The following is a 17,237-nucleotide window of genomic DNA, read 5'->3' as shown; positions in this document are numbered from 1 at the left end:
GGGTGGCTGGTTTAGGTCCGGAGGGTTTCGGCGACCTGTTCTGGGGTCAGTCGGTGGGAGCCGACGTAGTACAGGACGGCTCCGGGTGGGAGTTCGGCTTGCCAGCTGGGGTTGACCAGGAGTTGTTCGCCGGTGTGGGCGGCGAGGAGGGTTGCGCCGTGTTGTCTGCCGAGGGTGGTCTGGCATTTGTCCACCGAGATCGGGCCGAGGGATTCCGGTAGGCGTACTGAATAGGTGTCGGCGCCGCCGTGGGTCATCAGTTGGGTGTAGATCTCGGTGATGCCTGGGTCTTTGAGTTCTTCGGTGATCATGTGGGGGGTGTGCCACTGGACGCAGCGGAGGTTTTCGTCGACGTAGCGGAGGTGGCGGACCCGGGCGATGTCGCGGAGGGCGACGACCAGGTGGGCGTCCGTCGCGACGTGGTCGGCGGTGATCGCCACGGTCAGGGCCTCGTTGTCGTCGCGGGCGTCTACCAGCACGCTGTACGCCCGGTGGACGCCGGCGCGCCGGAGCACTCCCGCGTCGGTCAGGTCGCCTCGGACGAACTCCACATCGCGGTCGGGCATCGGGTGCGCGCCGACCTCGTCCCAGGCGCAGAGCACGACCCGGGTTGTGCCATCGGCGATGAGTTCGTCCACGATGTGCTCGGTCCGCCCGGGCGTGTAGCCGAGCAGCACGATGTGACCTGATGTATCCACCGTGATGGCTCCTTGCATCCTGCGTCCCTTGGCCTGCTCCAGGCGGGCGGCCAGCCGGGTGAAGACCGTGGTCAGCGTGGCGATCCCGCCCACGATCACGTACGCCCCGACGACGTGCCCGGCGGCTGATTCCGGATAGAGGTCCCCATAGCCGACCGTGGCCGAGGTCACCACGAAATACCACCAGAAATTGCCCGGCTCGACGATTTCGCTTCCCGCGGGTTCGGCCAGGGCCATCAGCGGCCAGCTGGTCACGAACACCACGGTCAGCACCAGTACGGGTGTCCACCAGCTGCCCAGCAGCGTGATCCGGCTGAGCAGACGCGCCACGAAGATCGGCACATTTCCTCCCACGGATCCGTGGAGGTCACCTTAACGGGACAAATCCATAGAAAACAGCCCTCATCTCTGCCGGAGATCGCGGCGAGGAGCAAGCACATGTTGGAGTCAGCGGGAAAGAAGGGCGTCGGCGATGGCGAGATGGGTCGGGTCCTTGGCCGGGTTCCCGTCTTCGATGTCCCAGAGGGCGTCCTGGAGAATGCGGCCGAGTGTCCAGCTGACCGCACGTCCCCGATCCAGGCCCAGCATCTCGGTCATGAGATCAAACCGTTTCAGCACGGATATCCGGATATTTCCGGTTGCTTGCACGTCGTCCCAGCGGTTGTGTAGCGCGGGCAACAGTTCGAATCCAGGATCCCCGGCCAGTGGCTTCGGGTCGATCGCCAGCCACGGCTCGCGCTGCCCGGCCAGCACGTTCCCGTAGTGCAGATCCCAGTGCAGGAGCCGATCACCGGGCTCCCCGGCCACTTCCCGTACGGCTCCCGCGAGAACCCCCAGCCACCGCCGATCATCGGCCCCGACCACCGCCTCGGGTACGGCGGCCAGCATGCCGGCGGCGATATCGCCCAGACTCCGCAACCCCGCCGGCGCGGGCACGGAAACGAGCCGGGCCAGCAACCCGGTCAGGATCTCGAGCGCCTCCCACGAATCCGGCAGGCTCTCCAGCGACCTCCCCCCATCGAGCCGCTCAAGCAGCAGCGACCCACTGGCCGGATCCTCGTCGAGCAGCAGCACCGCGCCGTCTCCCGCCCACGCCCGCAACACCGGCCCTTCACCCCGGGTCTCCTCGGTGACCGGCTGCAGCTTGAGCGCCGCCGGACTCCCATCGGCCCGCAGGACGGGGAGCACGAGCGCGATGACCCCGTGCATCGCGCCCCCGTCCACCCGCAGCCTCCAGCGCTCAAGCATCCGCTCGGCCAAGCCAGGCAGCGAGGCAGTCCACGCGGGCCCCGCGTCCCGCTCGTAGCGGACATGCAGAGCCGCCAGCGTGGGCGGCACCACGATCTCCAGCTCAGCTCACCCGGGCCAGGGTGACGATCGGGATCGTCCGGCCCGCCTTCTGCTCGTGTTCGAGGAAGAACGGGAACTGCTCGGTGATCGACCGCCAGAGCCGGGCGTATTCCTCGCCCTCGGTCGGGCGGGCGGTGGCGATGTAGACCTCCGCGCCCGCCTCAACGGTGACCGTGGGCTGGGCCAGCAGGTTGCGATACCACTCCGGTGGCTCGGTGGCGCCCGCGTTCGAGGCGAGGACCACCAGGTGGTCGCCGTCGGGGACGTACATCATCGGGGTGGTGTGCGGGCGGCCGGTGACGCGGCCGCGGGTGGTGAGCAGGAGGAGCTGGCGGCCCGCGAACGAACCGCCGCCCCTGGCGGCCCGGAAGTCCTCGATAGTCCTTGTATTGATCACGCGCATATCGTCCATGACCGAAATAATCACCAGAAATCCTGCCATCATGTGTCAGCTATCGGATCTTCCAGGTAAAAGCGTGCCTGACAAGCGTACGTCTCACAAGCTGAGACGCCAGAGTTCGTTTATAGTTCAAACTATTGACGGGGGCTTGGCGGCTGTGTGAATCTCTCGGCAGTTCCATGCACGCGCTGGGCGGACGGTCAGGGTCCCCACCTGATCGTGCATGGCGGTTAACCATTCACGAGGGAGACCGTCCATGCGAAGAAAGCTGCTCAGCATGCTCGCGCTCGTCGCCGTGGCCCTGGTCACGGTGGTCGTGCGAAACGCGCCGGCGGGTGCCGCCGCGTCCGACCCGTACAACTTCAAGAACGTGCGGATCGACGGTGGCGGCTTCGTGCCGGGCATCGTCTTCAACCAGACAGAACAGAACCTCATCTACGCGCGCACCGACATCGGTGGCATGTACCGCTGGGACCAGGCCGGCCAGAGCTGGAAGCCGCTGCTCGACTGGGTCGGGTTCACCAACTGGGGCTACAACGGCGTCGACAGCATCGCCACCGACCCGGTGCAGACGAACCGTGTGTACGCCGCCGTCGGCATGTACACCAACAGCTGGGACCCGAACAACGGCGCGATCCTGCGCTCCACCAACAAGGGTGACTCCTGGTCGGTCACCCCGCTGCCGTTCAAAATGGGCGGCAACATGCCGGGCCGCGGCATGGGCGAGCGGCTGGCCATCGACCCGAACCGGAACAGCACGCTCTACCTGGGCGCGCCCAACGGCAACGGGCTGTGGCGGAGCCTCGACTTCGGCGCCACCTGGGCCAAGGTGACCTCCTTCCCGAACGCCGGCAACTACGCCTCGGACCCGAGCGACCCGAACGGCTACGGCACCCACCAGCCGGGCGTCGTCTGGGTGACGTTCGACAAGCGCACCGGCACCTCCGGCAACGCCACCCAGACCATCTACGTGGGCGTGGCCGACAAGCAGAACACGGTCTACCGGACCACCAACGGCGGCACCAGCTGGGAGCGGGTGGCCGGGCAGCCGACCGGCTACATCGCTCACAAGGGCGTGCTCGACACCGTCAACGGCTACCTCTACCTGGCTACCAGCGACACCGGCGGCCCCTACGACGGCGCGAAGGGCGACGTCTGGCGGTACGCCACCGCCACCGGCACCTGGACCCAGATCAGCCCGATCCCGTCCAGCAGCGCCGACGACTACTTCGGCTACAGCGGCCTGACCATCGACCGGCAGAACCCGGGCACGATCATGGTGTCCACCCAGATGTCCTGGTGGCCGGACGTGATCTTCTTCAGGTCCACCGACAGCGGCGCGACCTGGACCCGGGTGTGGGACTGGACCTCCTACCCGAACCGGAGCTTCCGCTACAAGATGGACATCACCTCGGCGCCGTGGCTCACCTTCGGGTCGAACCCGCAGCCGCCGGAGGTCACGCCCAAGCTGGGCTGGATGGTCGAGTCGCTGGAGATCGACCCGTTCAACGGCAACCGCTTCATGTACGGCACCGGCGCGACCATCTACGGCAGCACCGACCTGAAACTCTGGGACACCGGCGGCCAGTTCACCATCAAACCGATGGTGAAGGGGCTGGAGGAGACCGCCGTACTCGACCTGATCAGCCCGCCGTCCGGCGCGGCGCCGCTGGTCAGCGGCCTGGGAGACATCGGCGGCTTCCGGCACACCAACCTGGACGCGGTGCCGCCGATGATGTTCACGGCGCCCACCTTCACCTCGACCACCTCGCTGGACTACGCGGAGACCAACCCGAGCGTGATGGTCAGATCGGGCAACTTCACCGACTCCGACCGGCCGAACGACAGCCATGTGTCCTTCTCCACCGACGGCGGCGCGAACTGGTTCCAGGGCGGCGAGCCGGGCGGCGTCAACAACGGCGGCACGGTGGCCGCGGCGGCCGACGGCAGCAGGTTCGTCTGGGCGCCGGGCGACAGCGGCATCCAGGTCGTCTACTCGGTCGGGTTCGGCAACTCGTGGCAGACCGCGACGGGCGTGCCGGCCAACTCGCGGATCGAGTCGGACCGGGTGAACTCGCAGAAGTTCTACGCCTTCTCCAACGGCCGGTTCTACGTCAGCACCAACGGCGGCGCGGCCTTCACGGCGACCGCGGCGACCGGCCTGCCGACCACCGGCCGGTTCAAGGCGGTGCCCGGACGCGAGGGTGACATCTGGCTGGCGGGCGGCACCGGCGCGACCTACGGCCTGTGGCACTCCACCAACTCGGGTGCGTCGTTCACCAAGCTGGCGAACGTCCAGGAAGCGGACAACGTCGGCTTCGGGCGGGCGGCTCCGGGGCAGAGCTACCCGGCGCTGTTCACCATCGCCAAGATCGACAACGTGCGCGGCGTGTACCGGTCGGACGACTCGGGCGGCACCTGGGTGCGGATCAACGACGACACCCACCAGTACGGCAACATCGGCGAGGCGATCACGGGTGACCCGCGCACGTATGGGCGGGTTTACCTGGGCACCAACGGCCGCGGCATCATCTACGGCGACCGCACGGGCGCACCCCCGTCGCCGTCACCCAGCCCGTCGCCGAGCCCCAGCCCTTCACCAAGCCCCAGCCCTTCACCAAGCCCCAGCCCTTCACCAAGCCCCAGCCCGAGTCCCAGCCCGTCGCCAAGCCCGTCGCCAAGCCCTAGCCCCAGTCCGGGCGTCGGCAAGGCGTGCACCGCCACGTACGCGATCACGAACACGTGGCCGGGCAACTTCAGCGCCACCGTGACCGTCCGCAGCAGCGGCACGGTCGCGATCACCGGCTGGCAGGTCCGCTGGACCTACGCCAACGGCCAGACGATCTCGTCCCTCTGGAACGGCAGCCACACCCAGAGCGGCGCGAACGTCACGGTGAACAACATGAGCTATAACGGCAACCTCAACCCCAACGCCACGACAACGTTCGGGTTCAACGCAGCCGCGCCGGGCACCAACAACGTCCCCACTCCGGTGACCTGCACGGCCCTCTGAGTCCGGTACGGCTCCCGCCGCCCGCCCAGCGGCGGGAGCCATACCATTACCCGCATGGCGATCGGCGTTTACGTCGCGGCGAGCGACGCCAGGAGCAACAAGGGCGCGGTCGCCCTCGGACTGATCGAACTGCTTTCCCGGCAGGTGGGCGTGGTCGGCGTCTACCGGCCGGTGGTTCGGGCCGGTGCCGAGGACAACCTCATCAACACCGCCCGGATCCGCTTCAAAATGGATTTGTCGTACGAAGTCTGCGCGGGCGTCACCTACGAGGACGTGCACGCCGACCCCGAGCAGGCCATCGCCGACATCGTGGCCGGATACCGCGCGGTGGCGGCCCGCTGCGCGGCGGTCGTGGTGATCGGCACCGACTACACCGACGTCGGCGCGCCCACCGAGTTCGAGTTCAACGCCCAGGTGGCCGCCAACCTGGGCACGCCCGTGCTCAACGTGGTCACCGGCCTGCGGCGGACCCCGGAGGAGATCGCCGCCGCCGTCGAGCTGTCGGCGAAGGAACTCGCGGAGGAGCACACCTTCGGCATCGCGGTCGTGGTCACCCGGGTCGATCCGGCGCGATTGGGTGAGGTGGCGGAAGCCGTACAGGACTGCCCGACTCCGGTCTGGGTCCTCCCGGAGGTCGCGAGGCTGTCGGCGCCTACGGTCGCGGACCTGCTCGCCGGTTGCGGCGGCACCCTGTTCCTCGGCGACGAGCAGCAGCTGGGCCGCGAGGTCGGCGGCCTGATGGTCGGCGCGATGACGCTCCCCAACATCCTGGAGCGTCTCACCGAGGGCGTCGCGGTGATCACCCCCGCCGACCGCGCGGCCGCCCTGCTCCCCGGCCTGCTGGCCGCGCACAACGCCGACACCTTCCCCGCCCTGTCCGCGATCATTCTCAACGGCGGCATGCTGCTCCCCGAGCCGGTGCTGCGGCTGCTTACCGGCATGGACATCAGCCTCCCCGTGATCACCACCCCCGGCGACACCTTCGAGACCGCCACCCGCCTCTCCCGGGTCGAAGGCCGCTTCACCCCCGACGCCGACGGCAAGATCGACACCGCGCTCGGCCTGTTCGCCGCGCACGTGGACGGCTCGGCCCTGCTCGACCGCCTGCACGTGACCCCCGCGACCGTGGTCACGCCGCTCATGTTCGAATACGACCTGCTCGAACGCGCCCGCGCCGACCGCCGCCACATCGTGCTCCCCGAAGGCGCGGAACCCCGCATCCTGCGCGCCGCCGACATCCTGCTCCGGCGCGGCGTCGCCGACCTCACCCTGCTCGGCGACGAGCGCGAGATCCGCTCCCAGGCGGCGCGGCTGGGCCTGGACCTGGGCGAAGCCCGCGTGCTCAGCACGTTCGACCCCGAACTCCGCGAACGCTTCGCGGTCGAGTACGCGCGCCTGCGCGCCCACAAGGGCATCACCGTCGAGCGGGCCCGCGACACCGTCACCGACGTGTCCTACTTCGGCACCCTGATGGTAGGCCTCGGCCTGGCCGACGGCATGGTCTCCGGCTCGATCCACACCACCGCGCACACCATCCGCCCGTCCTTCGAGATCATCAAAACCCGCCCCGGCGTCGGCGTGGTCTCCAGCGTGTTCTTCATGTGCCTGGCCGACCGCGTCCTGGTGTACGGCGACTGCGCCGTGGTCCCCGACCCGACCGCGGACCAGCTGGCCGACATCGCGATCTCCTCGGCGGCCACGGCGGCCAGGTTCGGGGTGGAGCCGAGGGTGGCGCTGCTGTCGTACTCGACCGGCGAGTCCGGCGCGGGACCCGAGGTGGAGAAGGTGCGCGCGGCCACCGCGATGGTCCGCGAGCTGCGGCCGGACCTGCCGGTGGAGGGCCCGATCCAGTACGACGCCGCCGCCGAGCCGAGCGTGGCCAGGACCAAGATGCCCGGCAGCCAGGTCGCCGGGCGGGCGACGGTGTTCGTCGTGCCGGACCTCAACACCGGGAACAACCTGTACAAGGCCGTGCAGCGGAGCGCGGGGGCGGTCGCGGTCGGGCCGGTGCTGCAGGGATTGCGCAAACCGGTCAACGACCTGTCGCGAGGGGCGACCGTGCACGACATCGTCAACACCGTGGCGATCACCGCGATTCAGGCGCAGGGAGAATGATGCACGTCCTGGTGCTCAACAGCGGGTCGTCGTCGATCAAGTACCAGTTGCTGGACATGGACACGCGGTCGCGGCTGGCGACCGGCCTGGTGGATCGGATCGGGGAGCGGTCCGGGCGGCTGATCCACAACGGCGAGGATGTGGGCGCCGACGGTTTCGCCGATCATGAGGCCGGGCTGCGGGCGGTGCTGGAGGCGTTCGCCGCGCGAGGGCCCGCGCTGGATCAGGTTGGCGCGGTCGGGCATCGGGTGGTGCACGGGGGCAGCCGGTTCGCGCGGCCAGAGTTGATCGACGACGAGGTGGAGGCGGCGATCGAGGAGCTGATCCCGCTCGCGCCGCTGCACAATCCGGCGAATCTGGAGGGGATCCGGGTCGCTCGGCGGGCGTTTCCCACGCTTCCGCACGTGGCCGTTTTCGACACGGCCTTCCATCAGACGCTGCCACCGGCGGCATATACGTATGCGGTGCCCGTTGAGTGGGATGTCCGCAAATATGGCTTTCACGGGACGTCGCACGCGTACGTCTCCCGGAAAGCCGCCGAACTGCTCGGACGGCCGTACGAGGAGGTCAACACGATCGTCCTGCACCTGGGCAACGGCGCGAGCGCGACGGCGGTCCGGGGCGGGCGGAGCGTGGACACCTCGATGGGCCTGACGCCGCTGGCCGGGCTGGTCATGGGCACCAGATCCGGGGACGTCGACCCCGGAGTGCTGCCCTACGTCGCGCGGCTGACCGGACTCACCCTCGACGAGATCGACTCCGCCCTCAACCGGGAGAGCGGCCTGCGCGGGCTCGCCGGGGCCAACGACCTGCGCGAGGTCTGGCGCAAGGCCGACGACGGAGACCAGGCCGCCCGCCTGGCCATGGACGTCTACACCCACCGCATACGCGGATATATCGGCAACTATTACGCCGTCCTCGGACATGTAGACGCGATCGTGTTCACGGCGGGCGTCGGGGAGAACGACCCGCGGACCCGCGAACTCGCCCTCACCGGCCTCGACCGCCTCGGCATCACGATCGACCCCGCCCGCAACACCGCGCGCTCCGCCCGAGCCCGGACGATCTCAAAGGACGGCTCCGAGGTGACGGTCCTGGTGATCCCGACCGACGAGGAGTTGGAGATCGCCGAACAGACCGTCAATACTGCCGGCGTAGGGAGAACTCCTCCGCATTGATGAGGAGCCCGGAAGATCCCGCTGGTTATCGTAGGTGTGGGGGTGAACCGTGTCGACTACCGAGAACGCGCAGGAACAGGGACGGACCGAGAGCGGGGAGGAGGCGAAACTAGCGGAATACACGCGCAACGGGGAGGCGAGGGGGCCGATGAAGTGGCTCGACCGATGGCGCTCCACCGCGGCCGGCCGGCTGACCCTGAAGATCATCGTCGGCGTCATCGGCGGTGCCATGGTGATCGGCGGCCTGATCATGGTCCCGTTCCCCGGCCCCGGCTGGCTGATCGTGTTCGGCGGCCTGGCCGTGCTCGCCACCGAGTTCCACTGGGCCAGCCGCGTCCTGGACTTCGCCAAGCGCGTGGTCGGCGCGGCGACCGCCTGGCTGAAACGGCAGAACTGGTTCGTCCGCATCGTCGCGGGCACGCTCACCTTCCTGCTCGCCTTCGCCATCGTCTGGCTCTCGCTGAAGCTCACCCTCAAGATCGACCTGATCCAGGAAGCGCAGCTCCTGTTCAACCGGTGAGCTCGCTCAGCTCCCCGGCGGGCACCGCCGAGGCCGCCGCCAGGCGGCGCGTCGCCAGCGCCGCCAGCAGCGTCGCCCCGTCGGAGAGCACCCCGTCATCGAAGGCCGCCTCAGCCGAGTGGTTCGCCGGAGCCCCCACCGGATTCTGCCCGGCCGGGCAGGCCCCCAGCACCAGGAACGTCCCCGGCACCTCGTTCAGCACGAACGAGAAGTCCTCCGAGCCGGTCGCCGGCTGCGCCATCGCGACGTAGCGCTCCGGGCCCAGGACCTCCCGCACGGTCTCGGCCGCGAACTCCGCCTCCGCCTCGTCGTTGACCGTCACCGGGTAGCCGATGCCGAACGAGCACTCCGCCGTCAGGCCGTGCGCTTCGGCGATGCCGCGCGCGAGCCGTACGACGCCTTCCTTGACCTGGGCGCGGGTCTCGGCGGAGAAGGAGCGGATGGTGGCGTCGAAGCGGGCGTCATCCGGGATGACGTTGTCCGCGGTGCCGCCGTGGAACTGCCCGACGGTTATCACTACCGGGTCGAAGACGTCGAAGCTCCTGGTCACGTACGTCTGGAGCTGGGACACGATCTCGCAACCGACCTGGATCGGGTCGAGCGCGCGATGCGGCGCGGAACCGTGGCCGCCACGCCCGCGCACGATCACCTGGAAGGTGTCGGCCGCCGCCAGGATCGGGCCGCCCTTGGTGAGGAACAGGCCGGTCGGGACGGCGGTGGCGAAGACATGCATGCCGTACGCGGCGATGGGCCGGCAGCCGGACGCGCCCAGCACGCCTTCCTCGATCATCAGCCGGGCACCCTCGTAGCCTTCCTCGCCGGGCTGGAACATGAAGACGACGTCCCCGGCGAGGCTGTCCCTGCTCACGCTGAGCTGATGCGCCGCCCCGACCAGCATGGCCATGTGCAGATCGTGGCCACACGCGTGCATCCGCCCGTCGATCTTCGAGCGATACGGCACCGCGACGCGCTCCTGGATGGGCAGCGCGTCCATGTCGGCCCGCAGCAGGACGGTCGGACCCGGACGTCCCCCGCGCAGGACGGCGGTGATCGACGACAGCGCCTCGCCGGTGGAGATCTCCAGGGGCAGCCCGTCCAGCGCCGCGAGCAGCTTCTCCTGAGTCCGGGGGAGGGTCAGGCCCAGCTCGGGTTCGGCGTGGAGGGAGTGGCGGAGGCGTACCAGCTCGTCCTGAATGTCCATGCCTCATCCTGCGGGACTTCCCGCCGTCCCGGCAATGCGGCGCGCCAGGAGGCCCCGCTGCCTGCGATCCTTTGGCCGGGGGGAATGATGATCGCGATTCTTGGCGCCATTCTGCTGGCCGCGCCGCAGGTCTCCATCGGCCTGGACAACGGCGTCACCGAGATCGACCGGAGGACCACCTATGTGATCACGGCCGTCAACTACGAATCCACGCCGTTGTCGGCCAATGTGCGGATCACGTTCCCGCCCGGACTGCGGGAGGTCGAGGCGGCGGGGGCGTCGGTCGGGGAGACGCACGCGTCCTGGCTGGTCATGATGCCGCCGGGGGAGAGCACCTACGAGGTGAGCGGAATCCTGCGCGGGGATCCGGGCGCCGCGATGGCGGCCACCGCGTGTGTCTTCGCGGGGGATCTGAGCAAGCCCCTGGTCTGCTCGACCGACATCGACGAGATCCCGGACCCGGGGGCCGTGCCCGGCGGCGGCGTGGTGCACGCGGTGCTGGTGCTGCTGCTCCTGCTCACCGGCACGGGCGCCGGCTATCTGACGACCCGGGGCCGAGTGTCTTCACCACGACATCGGACCTAGTGGGTGGGGAGCTGCTGGAGTAGCTGCGACCCGATCGCCGCGGACACTCTCCGGCAGAAGTCTTCGGGGTTCTCGTGCGCGGGAACGGGTTCGGGCACGACCGCGTGCACCACCCCGTCCGTCAGCAGTTCGTGGGAGCCGACCCGTTGCCTGCGTGCCATGTCGGCCGCCAGCCGGGTGTGGCCGTGCAGGATCACGCTCGCACCTTCTGGCGGCAGGGGCGAGAGCCACGCGTGCTCGGCGGCGATGCGCGTTCGGCCGGGGAGCAGGGCGAGGGCGCCCCCGCCGCACCCCTCTCCGAGGAGTACCGACACTGACGGCACGGTGAGCTGGACGAGGTCGGCCAGGCAGCGTGCGATCTCTCCGGCGAGCGCCCGCTCCTCCGCCTCCGCCGAGAGCTCGGCCCCGGGGGTGTCGACGACGCAGACCAGCGGGCGCCCCAGCTGCTGGGCGACATGAATGCCGCGGCGCGCGGCACGCAGGTCATCGGGGCCGAGCGGGCCTCCGCTAGCCTGAGCGCGCCGGTCCTGACCGATCACGACGCACGCGACCTCCTGGAAGGACGCCAGGGCACACAACATGCCCTGGCCGGGCTCACCCGCACCCGTCCCGGACAGGGCGACCACATCGCCGGCCCCGTAACGCAAGAGCTCGCGGACTCCTGGGCGGTCAGGGTGACGGCTCAGCTGAATGGAGTCCCAGGGATCCCTCGGGAGGGTCACCACGGCGGTGTCCGGCACCCACGCCTGGCTCACCTTCGCAGGTCTGGCCAGCAAGGCGAGTGCGTTCGCGGCGACGACGGCGAGCCGGTCGGAGGTCACGACCGCGTCGATGACTCCCTTGGCGACCAGATTCTCGGCCACTTGGACCCCGTCGGGAAACGGATGGCCGTTGAGTGCCTCGTAAACGGAGGGCCCCAGGAAGCCGATCAAGGCGCCCGGCTCCGCCACGGTGACGTGCCCGAGCGACCCCCACGACGCGAACACCCCTCCCGTGGTCGGGTGCCGCAGATACACCAGGTACGGCAGGCCGGCCGCCTTGTGCTCGACGACCGCCCGGGAGATGTCCACCATCGTGACGAAGGCCGGCGTGCCCTCCTGCATCCGGGTGCCGCCGGAGGAGGGCGCGGCGATGAGGGGCAGCCGTTCGCCCGTCGCGCGGCGCACGGCCGTCACGATGCGCTCGGCCGCGTCACGACCGATCGACCCGCCGAGGAAGCGGAACTCGCTCACGATGAGCGCCACGTCGTGGCCCTCGATCCTGGCCCGGCCGGTGAGGACGGCCTCGTCCGTGCCGGCACGTTCCCGAGCCTGGAGCAGTGCCTTCTCATACTCGGGATCCCGGTCGGCGGGTGCGATGGGCCCGTCCCACGAATGCCAGGAGCCCGGGTCGACGTTCGCCTCGATCAGTTCGAGGGCACCCAGCCGGCGCGTCACCGGACCACGTCGCCGACCCAGCGCCGTACCGGCTCGCCGTAGGCGTCGACGACGAGCACGCCCTCAAGAGGCGCGCTCATGCGGACGCGCCCGAGCCAAGCGCCTCGTGGCGCGCATGGTGGGAAACGACCGGGTTCCGCACCACCCCGAGCCGCTCCACCTCGACTTCGACCTCGTCGCCGGGTCGCAGGAGCCACGGCGGTGTCCGGGAGTAGCCGACCCCCGACGGGGTTCCGGTGGCGAGCAGGTCGCCAGGGCGGAGGGTGAGGGTCCGGCTGATGAGCGAGAGCGTGTCACCGACCGTGTAGACGATCTCGTCGGTACGGCCCTGCTGCACCACGGTGCCGTTCACGCGCGTCTCCACCTTGAGCCCGTCCCGCAGGTCGCCCACTTCGGCAGCCGGTACCAGCGGCCCGAGCACACCGGAACGGTCTCCGTTCTTGCCCAGCGTCCACTGGGAGGTGAGCTTCTGTGCCCGGCGTGAGGTCACGTCGTTGAACGTGGAGTAGCCGACCACGGCCGCCAGGGCGTCCTCGGGCGTGGCGTCCACGAGGGTCGCACCGACCCAGGCCACCACCTCGCCCTCCCAGTCCACCCCATCCTCGTCGGGCGGCACCGGGATGCCCACGCCCGCGACGGTGAGCGAGCTCGGCCACCGCGCGAACAAGGTGGGGTACTGCGGCACGCCCTCGCTCGCGTAGGAACCCTCCGCGATGTGCTTGAGGTAGTTCAGCCCGATACAGATGACCCTCGCGCCCGGCAGCACCGGGGGTACGAGCTGGACATCGTCCACCATTACGTGCTCGAAGGCCGGCTCACCGGTCAGCCAGCGCCGGGGTTCGGCCCAGAACTCCTCCAGGGCCGCGAGGACTCCGACCTGGCGGCCGTCGTCTGTGAGGGTCCCCGCGAGGACCGAACCGTCGGTGTGGCGCAGTCCCACGACGCGCATTCGTTGTCTCCTTGACCGTCAGACAGGGATCGCGGCGTAGGTCGTGTCGAGGTACTCCGCGAGGCCTTCGAGGCCGCCCTCGCGGCCGAGCCCGGACTGCTTGACGCCGCCGAAGGGCGCGGCCGCGTTCGACACGACGCCGACGTTGACCCCGACCATGCCGCTGGCGAGGTTCCCGACCATGCGCAGCGCACGCTCCAGGTCGCGCGTGTAGACGTAGCTCACCAGCCCGTAGGGGGTGCCGTTGGCCGCGTTCACCGCCGCCTCCTCCTCGCGGAAGGTGGTGATCGGGGCGAGCGGTCCGAAGATCTCCTCGTCGAGCAGTGCCGTACCCGGCGCGACGTCGCTCAGGACGGTGGGCGCCACGAACCGGCCGTTCGACGGCCCGCCTCCCACCTCGATGGCGGCGCCCCGGTCGAGAGCGTCGGCCACCAGCCGCTCGAACTTCGCGACCGCCGCGTCGTCGATGAGCGGCCCGACCTCGGCGCCGTCCTGCCAGCCGGCGGCGACCGTCATCGCTCCCATGCGGTCCGCGAGCCCGCGGGTGAACTCGGGGGCGAGGGACTCCGCGACGATGAAGCGGTTGGCCGCCGTGCAGGCCTGGCCGACGTTGCGCATCTTGGCCAGCAACGCGCCCTCGACCGCGGCGTCGAGGTCGGCGTCCTCGCACACGATGAAAGGCGCGTTCCCGCCCAGCTCCATCGAGGTTCTCATGACGTGGGCCGAGCACTGGGCCAGGAGCAGCTTGCCGACCTCGGTCGACCCGGTGAAGGAGAGCTTGCGGGCGAGCCCGGACCCGATCACCGTGCTGACGACCTCGGCGGGACGGGACGTGGTGACGACGTTGACCGCGCCGGCCGGAGCACCGGACTCCTCGATGATCCGCGCGAGGAGCAGGCTGGTCAGGGGCGTCTGCTCGGCCGGCTTGAGGACGGACGGGCAGCCGGCCGCGATCGCGGGGGCGATCTTGCGCGCCCCCATCGCCAGCGGGAAGTTCCACGGGGTGACGAGCAGGCAGGGCCCCACCGCCTTGTGCTGGACCAGGATGCGGGTCAGCCCGGACGGTGACAGCCGGTAGTCGCCTCCGATGCGCAGGGCCTCGTCGGCGAACCAGCCGAAGAAGTCGGCGGCGTAGGCCACCTCCCCGCGGGACTCGGTGATCGGCTTGCCCATCTCCAGGGTGATGAGCAGAGCGAGCTCGTCCGCACGCTCGCGCAGCGCGGCCTCGACCCGGCGCAGCAGCGCGGCGCGCCGCGCGGGGGACAAGGCCGCCAAGGCGGGCTGCGCGTCGGCGGCGGCCCGGATCGCGTCCCGCGCGTCCCGCGCGTCGGCGTCCGCGACCTCGATCAGCGTCTCGCCGGTCGCGGGGTTGTCCACCGGGAACGTCGCTCCACCCGCTGCCGGGCGCCATCGCCCTCCGACCAGCAGCGTCGACGGGACGGCCGGGAGCGACGGGGCGAGGGCGGGCATGGCGAACGCGGTCATCGATTCCTTCTCTCGTGCAGTATCAAGACGGTCGGCGCTGCCTCACAGCACCGCGACACCACCGACGGGGCACCCGGAGGCGCCGGTGATGGGCAACGCGGGCGCGGTGAAGAGGAACTCGTACTTCCCGTAGCGGGCGCAGGCGGTCGCGAGGTCGTGGAAGTCGAAGATCTCGCCGATGGCCAGTCCCATGTGGACCAGTGCCACGACATGGAAGGGCTGGAAGCAGTCGATCTCGTTGGGACGGACCTCGACGCCCCAGGTGTCGGAGGCGACCGCGGCGATCTCCCGCTCGTGGAACCACGGGGCGGTGTGCAGCGACACCCCCGGGGCGGCGCCGCCCGCGTAGTCGCCCCACGCGTGCCGGCGAGCCTCGAGGAAGCCGGTGCGGATCAGCACCGCGTCCCCGCGCTGGATCCGCACGCCCTGGGCTTGCGCGGTCGCCTCCAGCTCCTCGACGGAGATCGCGTAACCGGGTTCGAGAGCGTCCACGCCCAGGTGCCGGGCCACGTCGAGCAGCACGCCGCGCATCACGAACTTGCCCGCGTAGTTCTCCACGCCGTTCCTGGCCGCCCCGTTGGAGGAGACGAGACCCGCGGAGTATCCGTTCCACATCTTCCCCTTCCAGAAGATGTGGGAGAGCGAGTCCCACTGGGTGCCGGCCTGGTTGGGCACGATGAGAATGTCGTCCGAGCGCCCGTACCCCTTGGCCGGGCCGAACCCGGCAGGAAGGATCTCCTGCGCTCCGGCCAGGTGATCGGCCCCGGTCGCCGTCATCACGTTGCGCGGGTTGGCCCGCAAGCTGCCGGTCTGGGGGCCTCGCTGGTCATAGGGGAGCGAGCAGGAGACGGTGACGCCGTGCTCGACGAGGGCCGCGGCGTGCCGTACCTGCTCGGGCCCGACGTAGTTCATCGTCCCGAGCGAGTCGTCCTCGCCCCAGCGTCCCCAGTTCGTGCACTGCTTGATGTAGCGCTCGAGGACATCCGCGCCGCGGAAATCGGACATCTCATCACCTCCATGGTCATGCCCGCCGCGACGGCGGGCGGAATGGTCAAGAAGCGGTCGAGGTGGTGAAGACGCCGACCAGCCGGGAGCCGAAGGCGTCGATCGCCTGGCCGGTGAGGGGCTCGCCATCGCGCGTACGGAGCACCAGGAGGTAGCGGTAGCGGAAGATCTCGCCGGTGGGCGCGTTCGTGATCGTGCGCACGGCCAGCCCGAGCGGGGCCAGGAGCGCCAGCGTCTCGTCGAGTTCGGCACTGCCGTCGACGCGGACCGCCAGCAGGTCGGCGCCGGGGGAGACCGCCAATGCCGAGGAGAGCGCCCACCACCCGCCGACGCTGCCGCCGTCGACGTCGCGCTCGAGGATGTCCAGGCCGAGCGCCCGCGCCACGGCCTCGGTGCCGATCAAGGCCATCGAGCCGTCACCCTCGAGCACCTCGCGCGCCGCGGCCACGGAGTTCTGCCTGTGGATTTCGACCGTCGCGGCGGGCAGCCGCTCCGCCAGGAAGCGGCGGCACTGGCGGATGGAGCCGTGCCCGCCCACATGGGTGATGTCGTCCAGACGGGTGCCCGGCTTGGCCAGCAGGGCGCAGTGGTAGGGCACCACGATCTCGTCGCCGATGAAGAGCTTCTCTCCGGCGAGGATGCGCGCGGCGGTCTCGGTGCACGCGGTGTTGGAGGTCTCCGACGTCAGCACCCCGAGCTCGATCCGGCCGTCGAGCACGGCGGCGACGACGTCGTCCATGGTCGGGAAGTACTCCGGCCCGCCCAGTCCGGGCCGGTGCTCGAGCAGCGCCTGCGTCGCCTGCCCCGCGAACGTGAGTTCGCTGCCCAGCGTGCCGACCCGCCGCGCTGGTTGGTGTTCGCTCCCGCTCACAGCGACCCTCCGCAGGTGAATAGTGTATTCAGTACGCGGGAAATGTAGCACACCTCCAGGTCGCTGACGATGGGGCCCGGCGTGAGACGGGCCACAGAGCGCGGCGGGGTCTAGCCCCGTTTTCCGCACATGAGGATCTTTGGGATTCTTCGGTGTGTCGGGTTGGTCGTGGGCTCAGCAGTCGGCAGCCTGCTGGCGTGTGAGACAACCCGCGCAGTTCGGTATCCCGTCGGTCGAGAAACTGCTGGGGGCGTTGCCGGTGGTGGCCGGTTTCTGCTCCCGGTTGAAGATCCGTGATGTGGTCGATGCCGCCTGCCCGGTGCGTGACCTGGCCGGACTCACCCACGGACAGGTGATCGAGACGCTGGTGGCCAACCGGTTGACCTCTCCGGCTCCGCTGGTGCACGTGCGGGAATGGGCGCGGGAATGGG

At 69.9% G+C, this 17,237-nt stretch carries 15 protein-coding genes; 6 read left to right on the top strand and 9 right to left on the bottom strand.

All coding sequences use genetic code 11. The features are described 5' to 3' along the window. Positions 1 to 11: 11 nt before the first annotated feature. The 3 genes from Amac_RS01630 to Amac_RS01620 form a co-directional block, all read right to left on the bottom strand. Positions 12 to 1,040, bottom strand: coding sequence for an ion channel (locus Amac_RS01630; protein WP_155352474.1), 1,029 nt, complete (start codon positions 1,038 to 1,040; stop codon positions 12 to 14). Between the two features lie 105 nt (positions 1,041 to 1,145). Continuing rightward, complete coding sequence (locus Amac_RS01625; protein WP_155352473.1) at positions 1,146 to 2,048, bottom strand: aminoglycoside phosphotransferase family protein; 903 nt, start codon at positions 2,046 to 2,048, stop codon at positions 1,146 to 1,148. Position 2,049: 1 nt separating this feature from the next. Further along, the gene (locus tag Amac_RS01620) at positions 2,050 to 2,445 is read right to left on the bottom strand and encodes a nitroreductase/quinone reductase family protein (RefSeq protein WP_246268011.1); all 396 of its coding nucleotides are present in this window, start codon (positions 2,443 to 2,445) and stop codon (positions 2,050 to 2,052) included. Positions 2,446 to 2,704: 259 nt separating this feature from the next. Here Amac_RS01620 and Amac_RS58355 point away from each other — a divergent pair, with 259 nt between their 5' ends. From Amac_RS58355 to Amac_RS01600, 4 genes are read left to right on the top strand one after another with little or no spacing between them, the layout of a single operon-like run. Continuing rightward, positions 2,705 to 5,461: a cellulose-binding domain-containing protein gene (locus Amac_RS58355; protein ID WP_155352472.1), complete on the top strand. Its 2,757-nt coding sequence runs from the start codon at positions 2,705 to 2,707 to the stop codon at positions 5,459 to 5,461. A 54-nt stretch (positions 5,462 to 5,515) separates the two neighbouring features. Next, positions 5,516 to 7,576 (top strand): phosphate acetyltransferase, encoded by a 2,061-nt coding sequence (gene pta, locus Amac_RS01610; RefSeq protein WP_155352471.1) that lies wholly within the window; start codon positions 5,516 to 5,518, stop codon positions 7,574 to 7,576. Then, positions 7,573 to 8,754, top strand: coding sequence for an acetate kinase (locus tag Amac_RS01605; RefSeq protein WP_155352470.1), 1,182 nt, complete (start codon positions 7,573 to 7,575; stop codon positions 8,752 to 8,754). Before pta ends, Amac_RS01605 begins: the two co-directional genes overlap by 4 nt. A gap of 49 nt (positions 8,755 to 8,803) precedes the next feature. After that, a complete protein-coding gene (locus tag Amac_RS01600; protein ID WP_246268009.1) occupies positions 8,804 to 9,274 on the top strand; it encodes a TIGR02611 family protein in 471 nt (156 codons plus the stop codon). Here Amac_RS01600 and Amac_RS01595 read toward each other — a convergent pair. After that, positions 9,264 to 10,475 (bottom strand): M20 metallopeptidase family protein, encoded by a 1,212-nt coding sequence (locus Amac_RS01595; protein ID WP_155352469.1) that lies wholly within the window; start codon positions 10,473 to 10,475, stop codon positions 9,264 to 9,266. The genes Amac_RS01600 and Amac_RS01595 overlap by 11 nt on opposite strands. Before the next feature lie 87 nt (positions 10,476 to 10,562). Between Amac_RS01595 and Amac_RS01590 the strand changes: the two genes are divergently transcribed. Next, positions 10,563 to 11,060 carry a hypothetical protein gene (locus Amac_RS01590; RefSeq protein ID WP_155352468.1) on the top strand — a complete coding sequence of 166 codons (498 nt, stop codon included), beginning with the start codon at positions 10,563 to 10,565 and terminating at the stop codon, positions 11,058 to 11,060. Here the strand turns inward: Amac_RS01590 and Amac_RS01585 are convergent. From Amac_RS01585 to Amac_RS01565, 5 genes are all read right to left on the bottom strand, one after another. After that, positions 11,057 to 12,496 carry a carboxyl transferase domain-containing protein gene (locus tag Amac_RS01585; protein WP_155352467.1) on the bottom strand — a complete coding sequence of 480 codons (1,440 nt, stop codon included), beginning with the start codon at positions 12,494 to 12,496 and terminating at the stop codon, positions 11,057 to 11,059. The genes Amac_RS01590 and Amac_RS01585 overlap by 4 nt on opposite strands. Positions 12,497 to 12,572: 76 nt before the next feature. After that, on the bottom strand, positions 12,573 to 13,445 hold the full coding sequence (locus Amac_RS01580) for a fumarylacetoacetate hydrolase family protein (protein ID WP_155352466.1): 873 nt from the start codon (positions 13,443 to 13,445) through the stop codon (positions 12,573 to 12,575). An 18-nt stretch (positions 13,446 to 13,463) separates the two neighbouring features. After that, positions 13,464 to 14,930: an aldehyde dehydrogenase family protein gene (locus tag Amac_RS01575; protein ID WP_246268007.1), complete on the bottom strand. Its 1,467-nt coding sequence runs from the start codon at positions 14,928 to 14,930 to the stop codon at positions 13,464 to 13,466. 42 nt (positions 14,931 to 14,972) lie between these two features. Continuing rightward, positions 14,973 to 15,935 (bottom strand): cyclase family protein, encoded by a 963-nt coding sequence (locus Amac_RS01570; protein WP_155352465.1) that lies wholly within the window; start codon positions 15,933 to 15,935, stop codon positions 14,973 to 14,975. A 46-nt stretch (positions 15,936 to 15,981) separates the two neighbouring features. After that, positions 15,982 to 16,806, bottom strand: a complete 825-nt coding sequence (locus Amac_RS01565; protein WP_170322257.1) for a prephenate dehydratase domain-containing protein — start codon at positions 16,804 to 16,806, stop codon at positions 15,982 to 15,984. A 199-nt stretch (positions 16,807 to 17,005) separates the two neighbouring features. Between Amac_RS01565 and Amac_RS01560 the strand changes: the two genes are divergently transcribed. Further along, positions 17,006 to 17,237: DUF4277 domain-containing protein (locus tag Amac_RS01560; protein ID WP_155352463.1), on the top strand; the 232-nt coding region annotated here is incomplete at its 3' end.

Source organism: Acrocarpospora macrocephala, from assembly GCF_009687865.1.
Taxonomy (GTDB): domain Bacteria; phylum Actinomycetota; class Actinomycetes; order Streptosporangiales; family Streptosporangiaceae; genus Acrocarpospora; species Acrocarpospora macrocephala.
Note: the sequence above shows the minus strand (reverse complement) of the source record. Positions and strands in the feature narration are given on the sequence as shown.